This window comes from Fontimonas sp. FW305-C-3 (assembly GCF_058783185.1).
On sequence record NZ_JBYSYK010000005.1, the window covers coordinates 143,186 to 160,089 of the forward strand.

Annotated in this window: 12 protein-coding genes; 9 read left to right on the forward strand and 3 right to left on the reverse strand. The window is 66.4% G+C overall.

Annotated features, from left to right (window positions below):
- Window positions 1–115: 115 nt before the first annotated feature.
- The 5 genes from AC3WUF_RS19380 to AC3WUF_RS19400 are packed head-to-tail and all read left to right on the forward strand — an operon-like array spanning window position 116 to window position 6,789.
- Window positions 116–2,641, forward strand: coding sequence for a TonB-dependent receptor (locus AC3WUF_RS19380; RefSeq protein ID WP_492428713.1), 2,526 nt, complete (start codon window positions 116–118; stop codon window positions 2,639–2,641).
- On the forward strand, window positions 2,638–4,614 hold the full coding sequence (locus AC3WUF_RS19385; RefSeq protein ID WP_492428715.1) for a TonB-dependent receptor plug domain-containing protein: 1,977 nt from the start codon (window positions 2,638–2,640) through the stop codon (window positions 4,612–4,614). Before AC3WUF_RS19380 ends, AC3WUF_RS19385 begins: the two co-directional genes overlap by 4 nt.
- Before the next feature lie 5 nt (window positions 4,615–4,619).
- Window positions 4,620–5,918, forward strand: a complete 1,299-nt coding sequence (locus AC3WUF_RS19390) for an HmuY family protein (protein ID WP_492428717.1) — start codon at window positions 4,620–4,622, stop codon at window positions 5,916–5,918.
- A 26-nt stretch (window positions 5,919–5,944) separates the two neighbouring features.
- On the forward strand, window positions 5,945–6,658 hold the full coding sequence (locus AC3WUF_RS19395) for a HugZ family pyridoxamine 5'-phosphate oxidase (RefSeq protein WP_492428719.1): 714 nt from the start codon (window positions 5,945–5,947) through the stop codon (window positions 6,656–6,658).
- On the forward strand, window positions 6,655–6,789 hold the full coding sequence (locus AC3WUF_RS19400; protein ID WP_492428721.1) for a hypothetical protein: 135 nt from the start codon (window positions 6,655–6,657) through the stop codon (window positions 6,787–6,789). Before AC3WUF_RS19395 ends, AC3WUF_RS19400 begins: the two co-directional genes overlap by 4 nt.
- A 24-nt stretch (window positions 6,790–6,813) precedes the next feature.
- Here the strand turns inward: AC3WUF_RS19400 and AC3WUF_RS19405 are convergent, their stop codons facing one another.
- Entirely contained in the window at window positions 6,814–7,275 is a 462-nt protein-coding gene (locus AC3WUF_RS19405; protein WP_492428723.1) for a hypothetical protein, read from the reverse strand.
- A gap of 209 nt (window positions 7,276–7,484) precedes the next feature.
- On the opposite strand from AC3WUF_RS19405, the gene AC3WUF_RS19410 reads away from it, so the two are divergent.
- Genes AC3WUF_RS19410 through AC3WUF_RS19425 form a run of 4 tightly spaced genes read left to right on the forward strand, consistent with a single transcriptional unit; the run spans window position 7,485 to window position 15,046 of the window.
- Window positions 7,485–9,698, forward strand: coding sequence for a TonB-dependent siderophore receptor (locus AC3WUF_RS19410; protein WP_492428725.1), 2,214 nt, complete (start codon window positions 7,485–7,487; stop codon window positions 9,696–9,698).
- Between the two features lie 16 nt (window positions 9,699–9,714).
- On the forward strand, window positions 9,715–10,434 hold the full coding sequence (locus AC3WUF_RS19415) for a DUF6796 family protein (protein WP_492428727.1): 720 nt from the start codon (window positions 9,715–9,717) through the stop codon (window positions 10,432–10,434).
- A gap of 8 nt (window positions 10,435–10,442) precedes the next feature.
- Window positions 10,443–12,767 carry a TonB-dependent receptor gene (locus AC3WUF_RS19420; RefSeq protein WP_492428729.1) on the forward strand — a complete coding sequence of 775 codons (2,325 nt, stop codon included), beginning with the start codon at window positions 10,443–10,445 and terminating at the stop codon, window positions 12,765–12,767.
- Entirely contained in the window at window positions 12,764–15,046 is a 2,283-nt protein-coding gene (locus tag AC3WUF_RS19425) for a TonB-dependent receptor (RefSeq protein ID WP_492428731.1), read from the forward strand. The genes AC3WUF_RS19420 and AC3WUF_RS19425 overlap by 4 nt, the downstream gene beginning before the upstream one ends.
- Here AC3WUF_RS19425 and AC3WUF_RS19430 read toward each other — a convergent pair.
- Both AC3WUF_RS19430 and AC3WUF_RS19435 read right to left on the reverse strand, forming a co-directional pair.
- Entirely contained in the window at window positions 15,018–15,857 is an 840-nt protein-coding gene (locus tag AC3WUF_RS19430; RefSeq protein WP_492428733.1) for a metallophosphoesterase family protein, read from the reverse strand. The genes AC3WUF_RS19425 and AC3WUF_RS19430 overlap by 29 nt on opposite strands.
- A complete protein-coding gene (locus AC3WUF_RS19435) occupies window positions 15,854–16,846 on the reverse strand; it encodes a diacylglycerol/lipid kinase family protein (RefSeq protein ID WP_492428735.1) in 993 nt (330 codons plus the stop codon). The genes AC3WUF_RS19430 and AC3WUF_RS19435 overlap by 4 nt, the downstream gene beginning before the upstream one ends.
- Window positions 16,847–16,904 lie beyond the last annotated feature (58 nt).

Consider the following 16,904-nt stretch of genomic DNA (forward strand, 5'->3'; position numbering starts at 1 on the left):
GATTTTCTCATCCTCTTCGATTGTGAACTTTTATGAGAACCATTATCATTTGTAAAAGAGTGAAGGCATCCGCCGAGCCGCACCCAGCGCGCCACTCAGTTTGGGGATCATCTGCATGGAACTGCTCGCCTGTCTGTTCATGTTCGGCGCAGCGATCTGCTGGTTGCGACCGGCGCCTGCGCACGGCGGGCAGACGCTGGAATGGCGTCTGCTCAGCGCACCGCTGGCCGCGGCCAGCTTGCTGATCTGGCTGGAGCTGCATGGCGACGCCGGCCTCGCGCGCTGGTTCCTCTGCGCCGGTGCCATCGGCGTCGCGATGCTGATCTCGAACGCCTCACAGGACTTTGCGCTGCTGCGGCGGCCGGTGTGGGCGGTCGGTTCGGTCGGCATCCTGGCCGCCGGCTTGCTGTGGAACGTCGCAGGCGCTCAATCCCCAGAGCCGGAAACCGTCGCCGAGATTCCCGCCAGCAGCGCCACCTTGCCCGCCGACGAACTCAGCGCGCCGAAAGCGCAGTCGGCGCAGCTCGAAACGATCGTCGTCACCGGCGAGAAGCTGGGACGCACGCTCGCCGAGACAACGACCAGCGTCGGCATCGTGACGCGCGCCGATCTCGCAGCGAGCAGCGACGCAGCGATGAAGGACGTCGTGACCCAGTTCGCCAACGTGGTCTCCGCAGCGGGTGACCGGGAGATCGCGATCCGTGGCGTGCCGCAGAGCGGCATCGGCGGCGAAGGCGAGACGATCAGCGTCTACCTCGACGGCGTCGCATTGCCGGCACGCGCAGCGAGCTTCGCCGGCCCGCTGAGCGCCTGGGATCTGGAGCAGGTCGAAGTACTGCGCGGCGCGCAGTCGACCAACCAGGGCCGCAGCAGTCTCGCCGGTTCGGTGATCCTGCGCTCCCGCGAGCCGACGCCGTATTGGGATGCCCGCCTGCGCGCCGGCGTCATGAGCCGCGACGGTCACGACTACGCCTTCGCCGGCGGCGGCCCGCTGGGCGACACGCTGCGCTTCCGCGTCGCGGTGCAGGATCGCTACGACAACGGCAACGTCACCAACACCACGCGCAACGAAGACGATGCGCAGCGCGAAGACACGCGCAATCTGCGCGCCAAGCTGCTGTGGACGCCGGAGATTCTGTCCGGCTATCGCGCGCAGTACGGTTACACGCGCGCCGACAACGAATTCGGCGATCCGCTGCACGACTCCAGCGGCGGTGAGCGCACCGAAACCTCCAACGTCCGCGGCAACGAGGAAGACCTGACCACGCTGCACAGCCTCGAGCAGAGCCTGGCGCTGGCCGAGGCCTGGCGCATCGATGCGATCAGCGGCTGGGCCGACATCGCCAACGTCTACACGATCGACTTCGACCGTTCGGCGAGTGACGGCGGCTACTCCGACAACAGCATCGACGAGAACAACTTCACCCAGGAGCTACGCCTGCACTATCTCGGTGAGCGCCTGAAAGGCGTCGTCGGCGCCTATTACTCGGACGCTGACCGGGCGACCAACACGACCGGCTACGACGTCGCTGCCGGCGGCGGCGCGGCGCTGATCAACGGGACGATCGATTCGGTCGGCAACGTGCGCAGCGATGCGCTGTTCGCCGAGGCCGACTGGGACTTTGCCGACCATTTCCGCTTGACCGCCGGCGTGCGCTACAACCGCGAACGCGCGCAGCGCGAAGACGTCAGCGACACGACGCTGACCCTCGCGGTTCCGCTCGGGCTCGTGCTGGACAGCCTGCCGGTGCCGCTGCCCGCCGCACTGGCCGAACAGCTCGCCGCGCTGCCGATCGGCGTGCCCCTGCCGCAGCCGGTCGCGAATCTGGTATCCGACGCACTGCCCGATCTGGTGCCGCGCAGCTACAGCGCCTCGGGGCGCTCGCGCTACATCGATCTGCTGCCCAAGCTCGGCATCACCTGGCTCATCAACGATCGCAGCTCGCTGGGCCTGAGCTATCAGGAAGGCTATCGCTCCGGCGGCACCAGCGTGTCGTTCTTCCGCGGTCGCGTCAGCCCCTTCGAACCCGAATACACCCGCACCGTCGAACTCGCCGGCCGCTCGCGCTGGCTGGAAGATCGCCTCACTCTCAACGCCAATCTGTTCTACACGCGCTGGCGCGATCAGCAGGTCACGATCGGTGAATCGTCGGGCTTCGAATCGACGACCGAAAACGCCGGCCGCTCCCATTACTACGGCGCCGAGGTCGAGCTGCTGTGGAAACTCGGCGGACCGCTGGAAACCTTCGCGACGCTCGGCCTGATCCGCAGCGAGTTCGACGAGTTCGTCAACGGCGGCGTCGACTATGCCGGCAACCAGTTTCCCTACGCACCGGAGCACACCGGCGCGCTCGGCCTGACCTTGCGTGAATGGCACCGTGTCAGCGGCCAGGTCTCCGCGAACTACATCGGCGCGCTGTACAGCGACGCCGACAACGATCCGCAATCCCGCGCCGACGAGCGCGTGCTCTTCAACGCCAAGCTCGGCTACCGCCTGCCGGCCGGCTTCTCGCTGTCGGTCTACGGCCGCAACCTCGGCGACGAACTCAACGAGCAGGGTCGCCTGGTCTCCGGCTCACGCACCGCAAGCCGCTACGGCGAGCCCCGCAGCTTCGGCCTGGTTCTGGAGTGGCAGTCATGACGCAGTTCAATCTGGGCGCCTGGTCCGCCGCGCTCCTCGTCGCCGCGGCGCTGCCGCTGCACGCGCAACAGGCGCAACCCGAGGCGTATCCCGCCATCGCCGTCGAGCCGATCGTGCCTGCCGCGGACGCCACGCCGCCGCCGACCGAACTGCCGGCGATCGTCGTCACCGGCACGCGCACCGAACACCAGCTCGACGAGAGCCCCGTCGAAGTCCAGCTGATCAGCGCGGACGACATCCGTCGCAGCGGCGCCAGCGATCTCGCCGAACTGCTCGAACGCGAAGGCGGCATCTACGCGACCCGCCTCTCCGGACGCGGCAGCAGCATCGAGATCCAGGGTCTGTCGTCCGAGCATGTGCTGATCCTCGTCGACGGCCGCCGCATGATCGGCCGCATCAATGGCGCCATCGACCTGACGCGCTTGCGCGTCGGCGCGATCGAGCGCGTCGAGATCATCAAGGGGCCGAGCTCGGCGCTGTACGGTGCGGACGCGCTCGGCGGTGTTGTCAACGTCATCACCCGCCGTGGCGCCGCGAAGCCGATGGCCGAGCTGACGGCGCGGGTCGACAGCGAAGCGAATCAGGACTACCTCGTCGACGCCGGCTGGAAGCTCGGCGATCTGCGCGGCCAGAGCGGCGCGAGCTATCTGCTGATCGAGCCTTTCGATCTCGACGAATCGTCGCCGGCAACCGACGGCATCGACGGCGAGAGCCGCGCGGCCTATACCGAAGCCGACTGGTCGCCGACCAAGGACTTCAGCCTCGGCATGAGCGGCGCTTACAACCTCGACGACAGCCGGCGCATCGACAGCGGCGTGGCCGGTCGTGTCGGCAACACGCGCAAGCGCATCGAGGACTCGCGTATCGGCATCGCACCGCGCCTGAATTTCGGTCGCGAAACGCAGCTCAGCGGTGATTTCTACTACAACCGCTACTTCGATCAATTCCTGCAGCGCAACGCCGCGGACGGCAGCGTCAATCTCGATGAGGAAACGCTCAACGAGCTGTATGTTGCCGCCGGCCAGTTCGAGACGCGCCTCGACAGCCACCGGCTCGTGCTCGGCGGCGAAACCCAGTTCGAGGAGCTCGATGCCGATCGCCTCGACAGTGCCGGCGAGCGCGATCGGCAGTCCGGCTACGTGCAGGACGAGTGGACACCGGCCTGGAACGACTATCGTCTGACCGTTGTACCCGGCGTGCGCTACGACCGCGATTCGCAGTTCGGCGACGAGGTCTCGGAAAAGCTCGCGCTGCGCTATGCGATGACCGACCGCCTGACGCTGCGCGCGGGTTATGGCCGCGGTTTTCGCGCGCCGGATTTCAAGCAGCTGCTGCTGCGCTTCGACAATCCCGCCGTCGGCTATCGCGTCGACGGCAATCCGGACCTGAAGCCGGAACGCAGCGTCGGCTTCAATCTCGGTGCGGTCTGGCAGATGACCCAGGCCGCCAGCTTCTCGCTTGGCGCGTATCACAACCGCGTCGACGATCTGATCGAGATCGTCCAGATCGAGGAAGGTCCGCCGATCGTGTTCAGCTACCGCAACATCGCGGCCGCGCGCCTTACCGGCATCGATGCGCAGGCGCAGCTGCAACTCGCGGAGCCGCTAGAGTTGCGCCTGGGCTACGGCTGGCTGCGCAGCCGCGACGACGATACCGGCGAGGAGTTGAGCGGACGCCCCACGCATCGCGCCAATGCTTCGCTGCTGTTCAAGCAACCGCATTACAACGCGCAGCTGCGCGGCGTCTGGATCGGCGAGCGTCAGTTCGCGACCGATATCGATACCGGCGGCGCGCCGTCACCCGCGGGTGCTTCCGACGCCTACGCGCTGTTCGATGCACGCGCCGAATGGACGCGCTGGAAGAACTACGGCTTTGCAGTCGGCATCAACAATCTTTTTGATGCCGGCGAGGCCTCGTTCCTGCCGATCGCGCCGCGCGCCGTCTATGTCGAACTGCAACTTCGCTACCAATAACGATCATGATCAAGAAAAGTGCCGCCCTGCTACCCCTCGCGCTGGCCGCGCTGCTGCTGAGCGCCTGCGCCGAAGACATTTCGCCGAGCGATACGCCCGAGGAACCCGGCCCGGAACAACCCGTGCTGCCCGGCGCCGGCGGTCCGCAGGCTGCGTTCAGCAAGCATGCCGCCGGTTATTACCAGGCGAGCGTCGATGCGAGCGGCGGTGACTGGGTCTATCTGGACCTCGCGACGCAGACCCAGGTGTTTCCGGCCACGCCGGAAGCGAGCAACGACTGGGATATCGCACTGCTCGGCAGCGACATCAAGCTCAACGGCGGGGCATCGGGCGCACCGCCGAGCGGATTTTCCGTTGCCGTGTACGCCCAGAAGGCCGCGGTCGGCACACCGTATCCATTCGACGATGTCGACGCCGCGCCGACGTCTACCGCGGTGGAATACGTCAGCGATCAGGGCCCCCTGCTGCCGGGCCTTCGCCCGCGCCTGGCAATGACCCGCTATCCCGCTGCGGATCAGGCGCCGAATGCATTCACCGGCGCCGGCGATCACGGCTGGTACAACAGCACCGGCACGACGGCAGGCTCGCAGATCACCGCACGCGCCAATGTCGGCTACGTCGTGCGCGGCGCCGATTGTCGCTACTTCAATCTGCGCATGACCGGCTACAACGACGGCCGACCGGGCTTCGACCTGCTCGAGATTCCGGGCCCGACCTGCAGCGCCGGCGGCACCGGTGGCGAAGCCGCACCTCTGGGGCGCGCAACGTTCACCGCCGGCAGCGCCGGCACGACCGTCGACGTCGATGCCGCCAGCGAGGAGCAATGGGTCTACCTGAGCCTGCTCAACGCCCAGCAGGTGGTGCCGACCGATGCGGCCAACGATGCCAGCGGTTGGGACATCGCCTGGCGCCGCTCGGACATCAAGATGAACAGCGGTACTTCCGGCAGCGGCACGGTGGAGCTGAGCGCCGGCCTGCGCGACGATTGGGATGCGCGCACCAGCGTGCCGACCGATGCCGAGTGGCACCGGGACGCCGCCGGCGATGCGTTTGCGTTCGTCACCTACCCGCCGCGCGAGATCGGCGGCGAGTGCGCGTTCAATGCCGATGGCGACTACGGCTGGTATTACTATTCCGGCTTCTGCGACAAGGGCAACGGCAATCATTACATCTCGCCGCGAGATGTCGTCTACGTACTCCGCGACGCGGCCGGCAATACCTGGAAGCTGCGCGTGCTGGCTTACTACGACGGCGCCGGGACTGCGGCGCAGCCGCGTTTCGAATACGCACCGATCACCCCCTGAACCGCGAAACCCATTTCCCGCACACCATGAACAAATCCGCAGACGCCGCCCGCTTGCTGGTCGCCCGCAATCATCAGGGCATTCTGTCGACGCTCTCTGAAGAACTCGACGGCCATCCGTTCGGCTCGGTCGTCGCCTTCGCGCATGACGAGCGCGGCATGCCGACGATCCTGATCAGCGCGATTGCCGAGCACACGCGCAACGTCATCGCCGATCCGCGCGTCTCGCTGACGCTGACCGAACCTGGCGCCGACGGTCAGGCGCTCGGCCGTGTCACGCTGGTCGGGCGTGCGCTGCTGGCGGACGCCAGCGACGAGATCACCAGCCGCTACTACGCGCGCTTCCCGCAGGCTGTCGCGTATCACCAGGCCCACGATTTCTCGTTCTATCGCATCGAGGTCTCGCGCGTGCGTTACATCGGCGGCTTCGGGCGCATTCACTGGCTGGCGCCGGAAGACGTGTGCCGGCGCAATCCGTTCAACGCCGCCAACGAGCAGCGCATGATCGCCCACATGAATGCGGATCATGCCGATGCGATGCGCGACTACTGCCGCATGGCCGGCGTCGAGATCGGCGACACGCAGCCACGCATGAGCGCGATCGACGCCGACGGTTTCGACCTGATGCTCGACAGGTCCCTGCTGCGCTTCCAGTTCGAGACCCAGGTCAGCAACGCGGACGAAGTGCGCAAGGCCATGGTCGCCATGGCACGCGCCGCGCGGACGCCGACGACTGCATGAGTCTGATCTCCGAAGCCATGCGTCAGCGGCTGTCGAAGCTGATGCAGGTGGGCTTCTGGTTCTTCCTGATCAAGGGGCTGCTGTGGCTGTGCATCCCCATCGCCGCAGTGTATTTCGGCTGGGCTGAATAGACGTTCGCGCGGCGCTCGCCTGCGTCATTGCCGACCGGAATCCGGGGCGGCACTGATTGCGCCGCTACGCGCCGTCTGCGGCCGGCCCGCAACAGCGCCGACGGCCGGCACCGCCAGCTGTGCGCGCAACCATCGCAAGGCCGCGTCGGTATCCGTGAAGGCCTGCACGGGACAGCCCAGTTTCTGACTCAAGCGGTCGGCGTCTTCGATGCCGTCGCGTTCGCTGCTCCGCCCGTCGGTCCAGGTGAGCGCGATTCCCACGCAGCGACCGCCAAGCAGCGCGCCGAACCGGGTCGCCGGCTTGAAGGCGTTCTGCTGACGCGTGCCGGTCAGCTCCGACGGTTGTATCGAGAGCACTGCGAAACGCTGCGCGCGCTTCATCCATGACGCGAGGCTGTCGCCGCAGAAGTCCGTATCCATGCGACTGATCGGCGTATCCCAGCGAACCAGCACGAGAGGCCAGTCCTGCTCGTCGATCAGCACCATGGGGACATCCCAGCTCGCCTGTATTGGCGAGCGATTTTCCGGACAGCGGGCATGCGGCACTCCGAGATCTGAATGTCAGTGCTCTGACGAAGTGCTGGCCGCAGCTGGCGTCGCTCAAATATATATAAGAACTATTCTCAATTGTATATAATTCTCGTCAGCGCCGGGGGCGGCCTCACTACTTCAGCCGATCAACAGGGGTTATCCGCATGCAGCACCCATTTTCCGACCGCCGTCGCCGGCGCTGCGCCGGTGTGCTCGCCGCGCTCGCCACACTGCACGGCAGCGCCTGGGCGCAAGACCCTCAAGCCGCGACCGTCGAGACGATTCCCGTCGAGGAAATTCGCCCGCCCCGCGACGGCGCGCCGGTCCAGCTGAGCACCATCGAAGTCACGGGCACGACGATGGAAGCACCCCGCTACAGCGCCGACGCCGGCAGCAGCGCGACCAAGACCGACACACCGCTGATCGAGACGCCGCAGTCGATTTCGGTGCTGACGCGCGAACGCCTGCTGGATCTGGGCGCACTGACGATCCAGGACGCGCTGCGCTATTCCGCCGGCATCCGCTCCGACGCCTATGGCCTCGATTCGCGCGGCGACTTCGCGATCATCCGCGGCACCGAGTACATGCCTTATCAGGACGGGCTGCGCAGCCTGTTCGGCTTCTACAACAACGTGCGCCCCGAGGTGTACGGCGTGCAGAGCATCGAGATCCTGCGAGGCCCCTCATCGGTGCTCTACGGCCAAGGCAGCAGCGGCGGCATGGTCAATGTCACGAGCAAGCGCCCGCAGGCCGAAGCCGCGCATGAGCTGGTCGCCGAGTTCGGCGACTACGACCGCCAGCAGTTCGCCCTCGACAGCACCGGACCGCTCGGCAGCGAGCGTCTGCTGTACCGCCTCGTCGCGATGCAGCGCGATGCGGCCACCCAAGTCGACTACGTCGACGACGATCGCTGGTACGTTGCGCCTTCGCTGAGCTGGGCGCCGACCGACTGGCTCAACTGGACCGTACTTGGCCGCTTCCAGAAGGACGAGACCGGCTCGTCGACCGCGTTCCTGCCCTGGGAAGGCACCGTCATCGACAACCCGAACGGCCGGATTCCGACCCATCGCTTCGTCAGCGAACCCGACTTCGACCGCTATGACACCGAACACAGTTCGGTCACTTCAATGCTGCGCGCAGATCTCGGCAGTCGCTGGGCGTTCTATCAGACGCTGCGCTACGCCGACAGCGCCGCTGCCTACCACTCGATGTTTCCCAATATCTATACCGGCGATCCCTACGTACTGGATCCGCAGCGGCGCAAGGTGCTGCGGGTCGCCTACACCAGCGACGCTGACGTCAAGGCGCTGACCGCCGATCATCGTCTGCTCGGCGCATTGCAGTGGGGCGCCGTCGAGCACCTGCTGCTGTTCGGCGTCGATGCCACCGAGGTGCGCACCCACGAAATCCAGGGCAATTACCTGTCGCTCGACCTGTCGCTGCAGGATCTGCTCGGCTTCGATCTCTACGATCCGCAATACGGCAACTATCGCCTGGTACCGCGCGCCGCCGGGCAGCCCGCAGCACTGCCGGAACTGACCAACCGCCAGACCGGCTATTACCTGCAGGACCAGATCGCGATCGAGGACCGCTGGTTCTTCGTGCTGGGCGCACGCTACGACGAGGCAACGAACCGCAATGCCGGCCAGGCATCGATCCGCGACGAGGAGACTTCGCTGCGCGCCGGCGTTCTGTACAAGTCCAACGACGGCATTGCGCCCTACCTCAGCTACTCCGAATCGTTCGAGCCGGTCGCCCAGCGCGATGCCGACGATCAGCCGTTCGAGCCTGTGCGCGGCCGCCAGTACGAAGCCGGCCTCAAGTATCAGGCGCCGGATTCGCCGACGCTGCTGACCGCAGCGGTTTTCGACATCGAGGAGAAGAACCGCCTCGCCCCGGGCGCGGACCCGACCGTGCAGATCCAGCTCGGCCTCGCGCGCATCCGCGGCTACGAACTCGAAGCGACGACGACGCTGTTCAGCGTGCTCGACCTGATCGCCAGCTACACCTACCTCGACGCCTACAGCGACGACGGCCCGCTGACCGAAGGCACGCGCTACAAGAAGCTGCCGGCCATCGCGGATCACTCGGCTTCGGCGTGGGCGCGCTGGCGCTTCAGCGTGTTCGGCGCCGCGGGCTTCTCGCTGGGCTTCGGCGCACGCTACACCGCGGCGATTCCGGACGAAAGCGAAACCGTCACCGTGCCCGGCGTGACGCTGTACGACGCCGCAGCGGCCTGGGAATCACCGCACTGGCGTATCGCCGTCAGCGGCAGCAACCTCGAAGACGAAAGCGTGCTCGCCGTCTGCCTGTCGCGCGGCGACTGCTTCTACGGTTCGCGCCGCAACGTCGTCGGCAGCATCGCGTTCCGCTTCTGAGCACGGAGACAGGTCAGTGAATCCCTTGCTGCTGCTCCGCCTCTCGGGCATCGCCGGCCTGCTCGCCGCACTCGGCTGGATCGTCGGCGACATCCTCATCGTCGGCAACGCGGCCGATCGCTCGCAGTTTCCCCTGCTGTTCGAAACCTACGCGGCGCAGATCGATTCCGACTTCGCCGAGCGGCTGGTCGGCATCTCGACGGCGCGCCTGATCGCCGGCGCACTGTTTGCCGTCTTCACGGTGCCGCTGTATCTCGTCGGCACTTGGCACCTCTGGTGCGGCATCCGCAGCGCCAGCCGTCTCTGGGCAGTGCCGGCGGTGACGCTGATCTTCATCGGCTACGCGCTGTCGCCGCTGCCGCACGCCGCGTTCTACTTCGTCGGCGCGGTCTATCAGGCGATCCTCGCCACCGATCCTGCCGCGCATCCCACGTTGCTGGCGCTGGCCGACGAGTTTCACGGCGTGCTGCTGACCACCTACATGCCGGCCGTCGCCAGCCAGGTGCTCGGCATGCTGGCTTTCTCGCTCGTGGTCGCCACCGGCCGCAGCGCCTATCCGCGCTGGTTCGCGCTGACATCCAACCCGCTGCTGCTTGGCCTCGTCGTCATCGGCGGGCCGGCGCTGCTGGGCGGCGTGGCCGGCGAGGCGCTCGGCAGCGCCGCGTTCAACCTCGCATGGCTGCTGCTGTATGCGCAGTCTCTGGTGCTGCTGTGGAATTCCCCCGACCATCGCTGAGCGCGTCAATGCAAGCCGCCCTTCCGTTTCGCTCCCTTCGCATTTCCACACTGCTGCTGTTCACGCTGGCATCGCCCTGCGCGGTTGCCGAGTCCGATGCACCGCTGCCGACGATTGCCGTCGCCGACTCAGCAACAGACGCCGCCGAGCAGATCGCTGAACCCGCGCCGACGGCGAAACTCGACAGCATCATCGTCACCGGCGAGAAGCTGGGCCGCACGCTCGACGAGACGATGACCTCGGTCACTGCCCTGTCGGGCCGCACGCTCGAGGACTATGGCGACGAGTCGCTGACTGATCTCGCCGAGCGCATGGTCGGTGTCAGTGTCAGCAACGAGGGCGACATCAGCATTCGCGGCGTCAGCTGGGGCGGCGCCGAAGGGTTCGGCGCCGGTCAGCCGGTGATCACGACTTACGTCGACGGCGTCGCGGTCGATGAGATTGCGCAGAACGGCAATGTACTGAACCTGTTCGATGTCGATCAGGTCGAGATCCTGCGTGGCGCGCAATCAACGAGTCAGGGCCGCAACGCGCTGGCGGGCGCCGTCGTCATCAATACCCGCGAGCCGACGCCGTACTGGGATCTGCTCGCACGCGCGCGCTACGGCGAGCTTGGGGAACGCCAGCTCGCGGTTGCCGGCGGCGGCCCCATCAGCGAACGCTTGAGCTTCCGCCTGTCTGCCGATGCCCAGCACAGCGACGGCTTCATCACCAACACGACGCTCGACGATCCGCACTGGAACGAGCGCGACGACTATCTCGTGCGCGGCAAGCTATCCTGGGCGCCGGGCGACGGTGCGTTCTCGGCGTTGCTGACACTGGGTGCCACACGGCGCAACGGCGGCGCCAATGGCGTCAACCGCGAAGCAAACGAGGATGGCGATAGCGCACGCCGCACCGCGACCGACGATTTCGCCGACGATAACAGCCAGGATTCGCTGCCGATGTCGCTGCGCCTGCGCATGACACTGGCCGACGGCTTCGATCTGACGTCGACCGCCGGCTACATCCGCACCGACGGCTTTCTGGCCGCCGACTACGATCAGTCCGAGAAGGACAACGGCACTTATCGCTTCGACACCGCTGGCCGCACGCTGAGTCAGGAACTGCGCCTCAACATCGAGGACTGGAACCGCTTCACCGGTGTCATCGGCCTGTTCGCAGGCCGCGCGCGCACGACGACGCTCTACAACGCGTATGACTTCCCGACGCAACTCGGCGAGGTCCTGCCGCTGCCGGTGCTCGGCGAGCTGATCGAGGCGCAGGTCGACTACACGCTCAACAACGGCAAGCGCGCCGAGAACGTCGCGGCGTTTGCGGAGTTCGACTACGCACTGAGCGAACGCCTGACCCTGGTCGCCGGCCTGCGCTACGACCGCGAGGAGGGCGAGGTCGACAGCGAGTTCACCGTGACCGCGGCTGATACGCAGCTCGCGACGCCGGACCAGCTCGTCGGCCTCGATCCGATCCTACGCCGCGTTCCCGGCATCCCGAGCCTGATCCTGTACCGCCGGCTCGGCGTCGTCCCGGGGACCAATGGCATCCAGCGCGCCGGCGCGACCTACGATGCCCTGCTGCCGAAGATCGGCCTGCGTTACGCGGTCACGCCGGCGCTGACGCTGTTCGCTCACTACACCGAGGCCTATCGCGCCGGCGGCGCCGACATCAACGTCCAGAACGGCGTCATCAACGACTACGATCCGGAGTACACGAGAACCTTCGAGACCGGCCTGCGCCTGCACAGCTTCTCGGGTCAGCTGCGCACGCAGTTCAACCTGTATCACACGCAGTGGGTCGATCAACAGGTCAGCGTCTACGATCCGGAAAGCGAGGGCTACTACACCGAGAATGCCGCCGACTCGACGCTGTATGGCGGCGAGCTCGAGAACAATCTGCGCATCGGCACGGCATGGCAGCTATACGCCAATGTCGGCTACAGCCGTACGCGCTTCAACGATTACGTGACTGCCGAGGAAGACTACAGCGGCAATGACTTCTTCGACGCACCGCGCTGGACCGGCAGCACCGGCCTGGTCTGGCGCGGCGCGAGCGGGTGGTTCGGTTCTGCGGCATGGGCGTTCACCGACAGTGCCTGGTCCACGCCGTCGAACAGCCCGCGTGAGAACAGTGATGCGCGGCGCCTCGTCGGTGCAAGGCTCGGCTACGAAACCAAGCGCTGGTCGATCTACGGCTACGGCCGCAACCTGCTCGACGAGGATTATTCGGTCTATCGCTTCGAATTCTTCCCCGGCTTCGGCCGCGAACCCGGCCGCGCGATCGGCTACGGGTCACCGCGCGTCATCGGCCTGCAACTGGAATGGCGCTGGTCATGAATCGACCAGTCAGATCCTTCGCGATCGGCAGCATCGCCGCGCTGACAGTCTGCTGCGTACAGGCCCAGGAGCCCGCGTCGCTCGATACGCTGGACGTCGAACCTGTCCGCACCGAGGCGATGGCCGATGAACAGCAAGGCCGCAACACCACTGCCGCAACGCGGCTCGACACGATCGTCGTCAGCGGCGAGAAGATCGAGCGTCTGCTGACCGAGACAACGTCCAGCGTGCAGGTGCTGCGTCGCGAGGATCTCGAAGACAGCAGCATGCAGGATCTCTACGACGTCTTCGCGCGGACCGCGAACGTCAACCAGACCGCCGTCAACTTAGGGCGCAGCGGCGGCTTCGCGATCCGCGGCATCAACGACACCGGCGTCGGCAGTCAGAGTTTCGGCTCGACCTCCGATCTGGCGACGATCGTCATCGACGAAGTCGCGCTGACCGGTGCCGGCAATCGGGCCGGGCCGCTGGATCTGTGGGACATGGAATCGATAGAGCTGTTTCGCGGCCCGCAGTCGACCCATCAGGGCCGCAACGCCCTGGCCGGTGCCGTTGTGATGCGCAGCCGCGATCCGGACGGCACGCCTGAACTGCGCATCCGCGGCGGCCTCGGCCGCTTTGATGCCGAACAACTGGCTGCCGCCGCGAGCACGCCGCAGTTCGGTCCATTCGCCTTGCGCATCGCCGCGCAGTCGCTGAAGAGCGAAGGCGACATCTACAACATCACGCGGGACGAGCCCGCCGCGTTCCGCGAGCGCAAGAACCTGCGCGCGAAGATCGCGTTGCTGCCTGGTGAATGGGGCGATTTCTCGGCGCTGCTGACACTGACTCAGGGCGACGATCTGAATGGTCAGCCGCGGGTGACCGGAGACCCGCGTGCGCGTCAGAGCGAAGCATTCAGCCCGGAGCAGTACGACTCACGCACGCGCCTGGCCAGCCTGCGTCTGAACCAGCCGCTGGGGGACTGGGAATTGGTGTCGGTCACGGCAGTGGGTGAAACGCAGCTGGACCAGATCAAGGATTACAGCGGCGATGCCGCCAACGACGGCGACGTCAGGAATCTGGTTGATGACCAGACCTTCTCGCAGGAGCTGCGCCTCGAGTTTGGCGGGCTGGATTGGCTCGGCGGCGGGCTACGCGGGGTGATCGGCGCCTATGGCGCGCGCATCGACGGAACGCGCGACACCGCCGTCACCGATGGCGCGACTGATATCGGCCTGGCGACGATCTACATCGATGGCCTGACGCAGATCGAGGACGAGCAGGAAGCGGCCGCGCTGTTCGGCGAAACAGAGTGGGAGTTCCGGCCGGGCTGGAACCTGATTGCCGGCGCTCGCTACGACTCGCAAAGCGTCGATTTCGGCTACCTGTCGGAATACAACGCGGCGCTGACCCGCGGCGACCTGCTGAACATTGGCGACCTGATCGGCGATCTGATTGGCGCTGGCGCCGGCCTGCCGGCCGATGCAAGCGGTGCCGGCCAGATGCGATCGAATGTCTTCCTGCCCAAGCTCGGCCTGCGCTACGACGGTGCGAACGATCGCTGGAGCAGCGGCTTCACCCTGCAGCGCGCCTACCGCGCCGGTGGCCTGTCGGTGAACTTCGCGCGTGGCGAGTTCGCGGAGGTCGATCCCGAGTACACCTGGACCGGCGAATGGTCGCTGCGTGTGGACTGGCTCGATCGACGGCTGAGCACACGCGCCAACGTCTATTACACCGACTGGCGGGATCAGCAGGTCACGGTGCAACTCACCGATGATCCCAACGACAGCCAGACCGAGAATGCCGGTGCCTCGCATCTGTATGGGTTCGAACTCGAAGCGGACTGGCGCTTCGCCAGCGGCCTCGACGCGTTTATCTCGGCCGGTCTGGCACAGACGCGCTTCGATGCGTTCGACGTCACGCTCTACGATCGCGAGGCGGAGGCTTACGTCACCGTCAGCTACGCCGGCAACGAATTCCCCGGCGCGCCGAAGCATCACGGCGCGCTCGGCATGCGCTACAACCCGGAAGGCTCGGGCCCGCTCGCGCAGTGGGAACTGAACTATCTGGATGCGACCTATCGTCAGGCCGACAACGATCCCGAGCAGCGCAGCGATGCCTACGCGCTGCTCAACGCGCGGCTCGGCTGGGAACAGGACTGGAGCTGGGGCTGGGGCGGCATCTACGTCAGCGGTCGCAACCTGCTGGATCGTTTCTACCTGACGCAACGTTCTTTCGGCTACTACATGGTCGGCGATCCGCGCACCGTCATGGTGGAGCTGGAGCTGCGCTTCTGAGCGACTGGCCTGCGGGTTTGCTGCGGTCCCGCTGGATCGGTGTGCTTTGCACGCAGGCAAACGCGCCGTTGCCGTCATAGTCCCAGCGCTCGACGATGCCTTGCGCATCGAGACGGAGCAGATTGACGGAGTTCGGTACGCGCCCACGCACCCGCGAAGAAACCGCAGTTCCGGCCTGCACTGCCCAGGCATTGCGACTCGGCGGCGGGCTGCGCTCACTGAGCGGCCGCACAAAGGGCAGATGGATGTGGCCGCCCATGACGATATCGGCGCCGGCATCGGCCCAGGCCGCAACGGCACGCTGGTTGCCGTGCAGCAGATTGTGTTCGTCGCGCTTGTCGGCCACATGCAGCGGCTGGTGCGTGACCACCACACGCCACTGCGCTGGAGCCGCCGCACGCAGACGCGCCGCCACCCGCGCGATCTGCTGATCAGACACTTCGCCGTCGATATGCCGCCAGTAGCGCGTCGTGTTGACGCCCAGCACCAGCAAGGTCTCGGTCTCCACAACCGGCTCCAGCTCAGGACCGAACACGCTGCGGAATCCGCGATAGGGATCGAGCAATCGACCCAGCACATTGAACAGAGGAATGTCGTGGTTGCCCGGCAGGATCACATGCGGCACCGCCGGCAGCCGATCGATGAAACGACCGGCCGCAGCAAACTCAAGGTGCCGCGCGCGCTGCGTGATATCGCCGGAAAGCACCAGCAATTCAGGCTGCAGCGCATGCGCGAGCTTCACGAGGGCCTCGACGACCGGCGGCTGTTCGGTGCCGAAATGCGGATCGGAAATGTGCAGGACGCGGGTCATTCCACTGCCACCCGATCGGCTTCCAACGGCAGCATCATCCGCAACGGACGCGGTGAGACCTCGAACACCAGTGGCGGGCGCAGGCGGTGGATTTCTCCATCGGTGGCGACCTTCACGCGGCGCCGCCCGCCGAGGCGAACGGTGAGCTTGCGCAGCGGGAACTGATCAAGATTCTCGGCATTGCTCAAATCACCCAGCGCACCACGCAGCGCCAAGCCCAGCAAGGTCGGCGTGCTGGCGGTGCGCACGGTCACGGCAGCGAGTTCGCCGCGCTCGAGCGCGGCCAGTGCAGCGTCCATGCCCAGACGCTGGAACTGCACGGCGTTGTTGCCGACGAACAGGGTCGGCGTGCGCAGCGTGCGTGATTCGCCATCGACTTCGACGGCCAGATTGAGCCGGCCATGGCCGCGCAGCAGGCTCGCGAATGCCGACAGCGCGGCGACCCAGCGGCGGCGACCCAGTTGGTTCTTGTAGGCCTCGCGATCTTCCAGCAGGCGTCGGTACAGGCCCAGGCTCGCATTGACCAGGAACACCTGGCCGTTCACGGCGCCGGTCTGCACCGGCTCCACTCGGGCACGCAACAACGCCCGCGCCGCGGTTTCCAGATCCTGCGAGATGCCGTGCGCACGGCCGAAATAATTGAACGTGCCCTGTGGCAGCGCGCCGAACAGACAGTCGGCATCGAGCGCGGCCTGTGCCACTGCATTGAGCGTGCCGTCGCCACCGACCGCAACGAGCACTCCACGCTGCGTCAGCGCCTGTGCGGCGGCGCGCGCGGCGGTCTGAGCGAGCAGGCGCGGCGCAGTGACCGGGAAGAACTCGACCGCACGACCGGCCTCGGCAAACACCCGGCGCAGCGTCTCGACGCGATCGTCGGCACCGGCTCTGCCCGATGCCGCATTGAGCACGACGAGGAACGACGGTCGCGCTTCGGCGGATTCATCGGCAGCCGCCTGAGCGGATGAGGTGGGCGACGCGAGTACCGACACGATGAACTCCGGGGCAATCAGGGATTCGATTGTCGCTGCATTGCGGTGAACGGTTCCT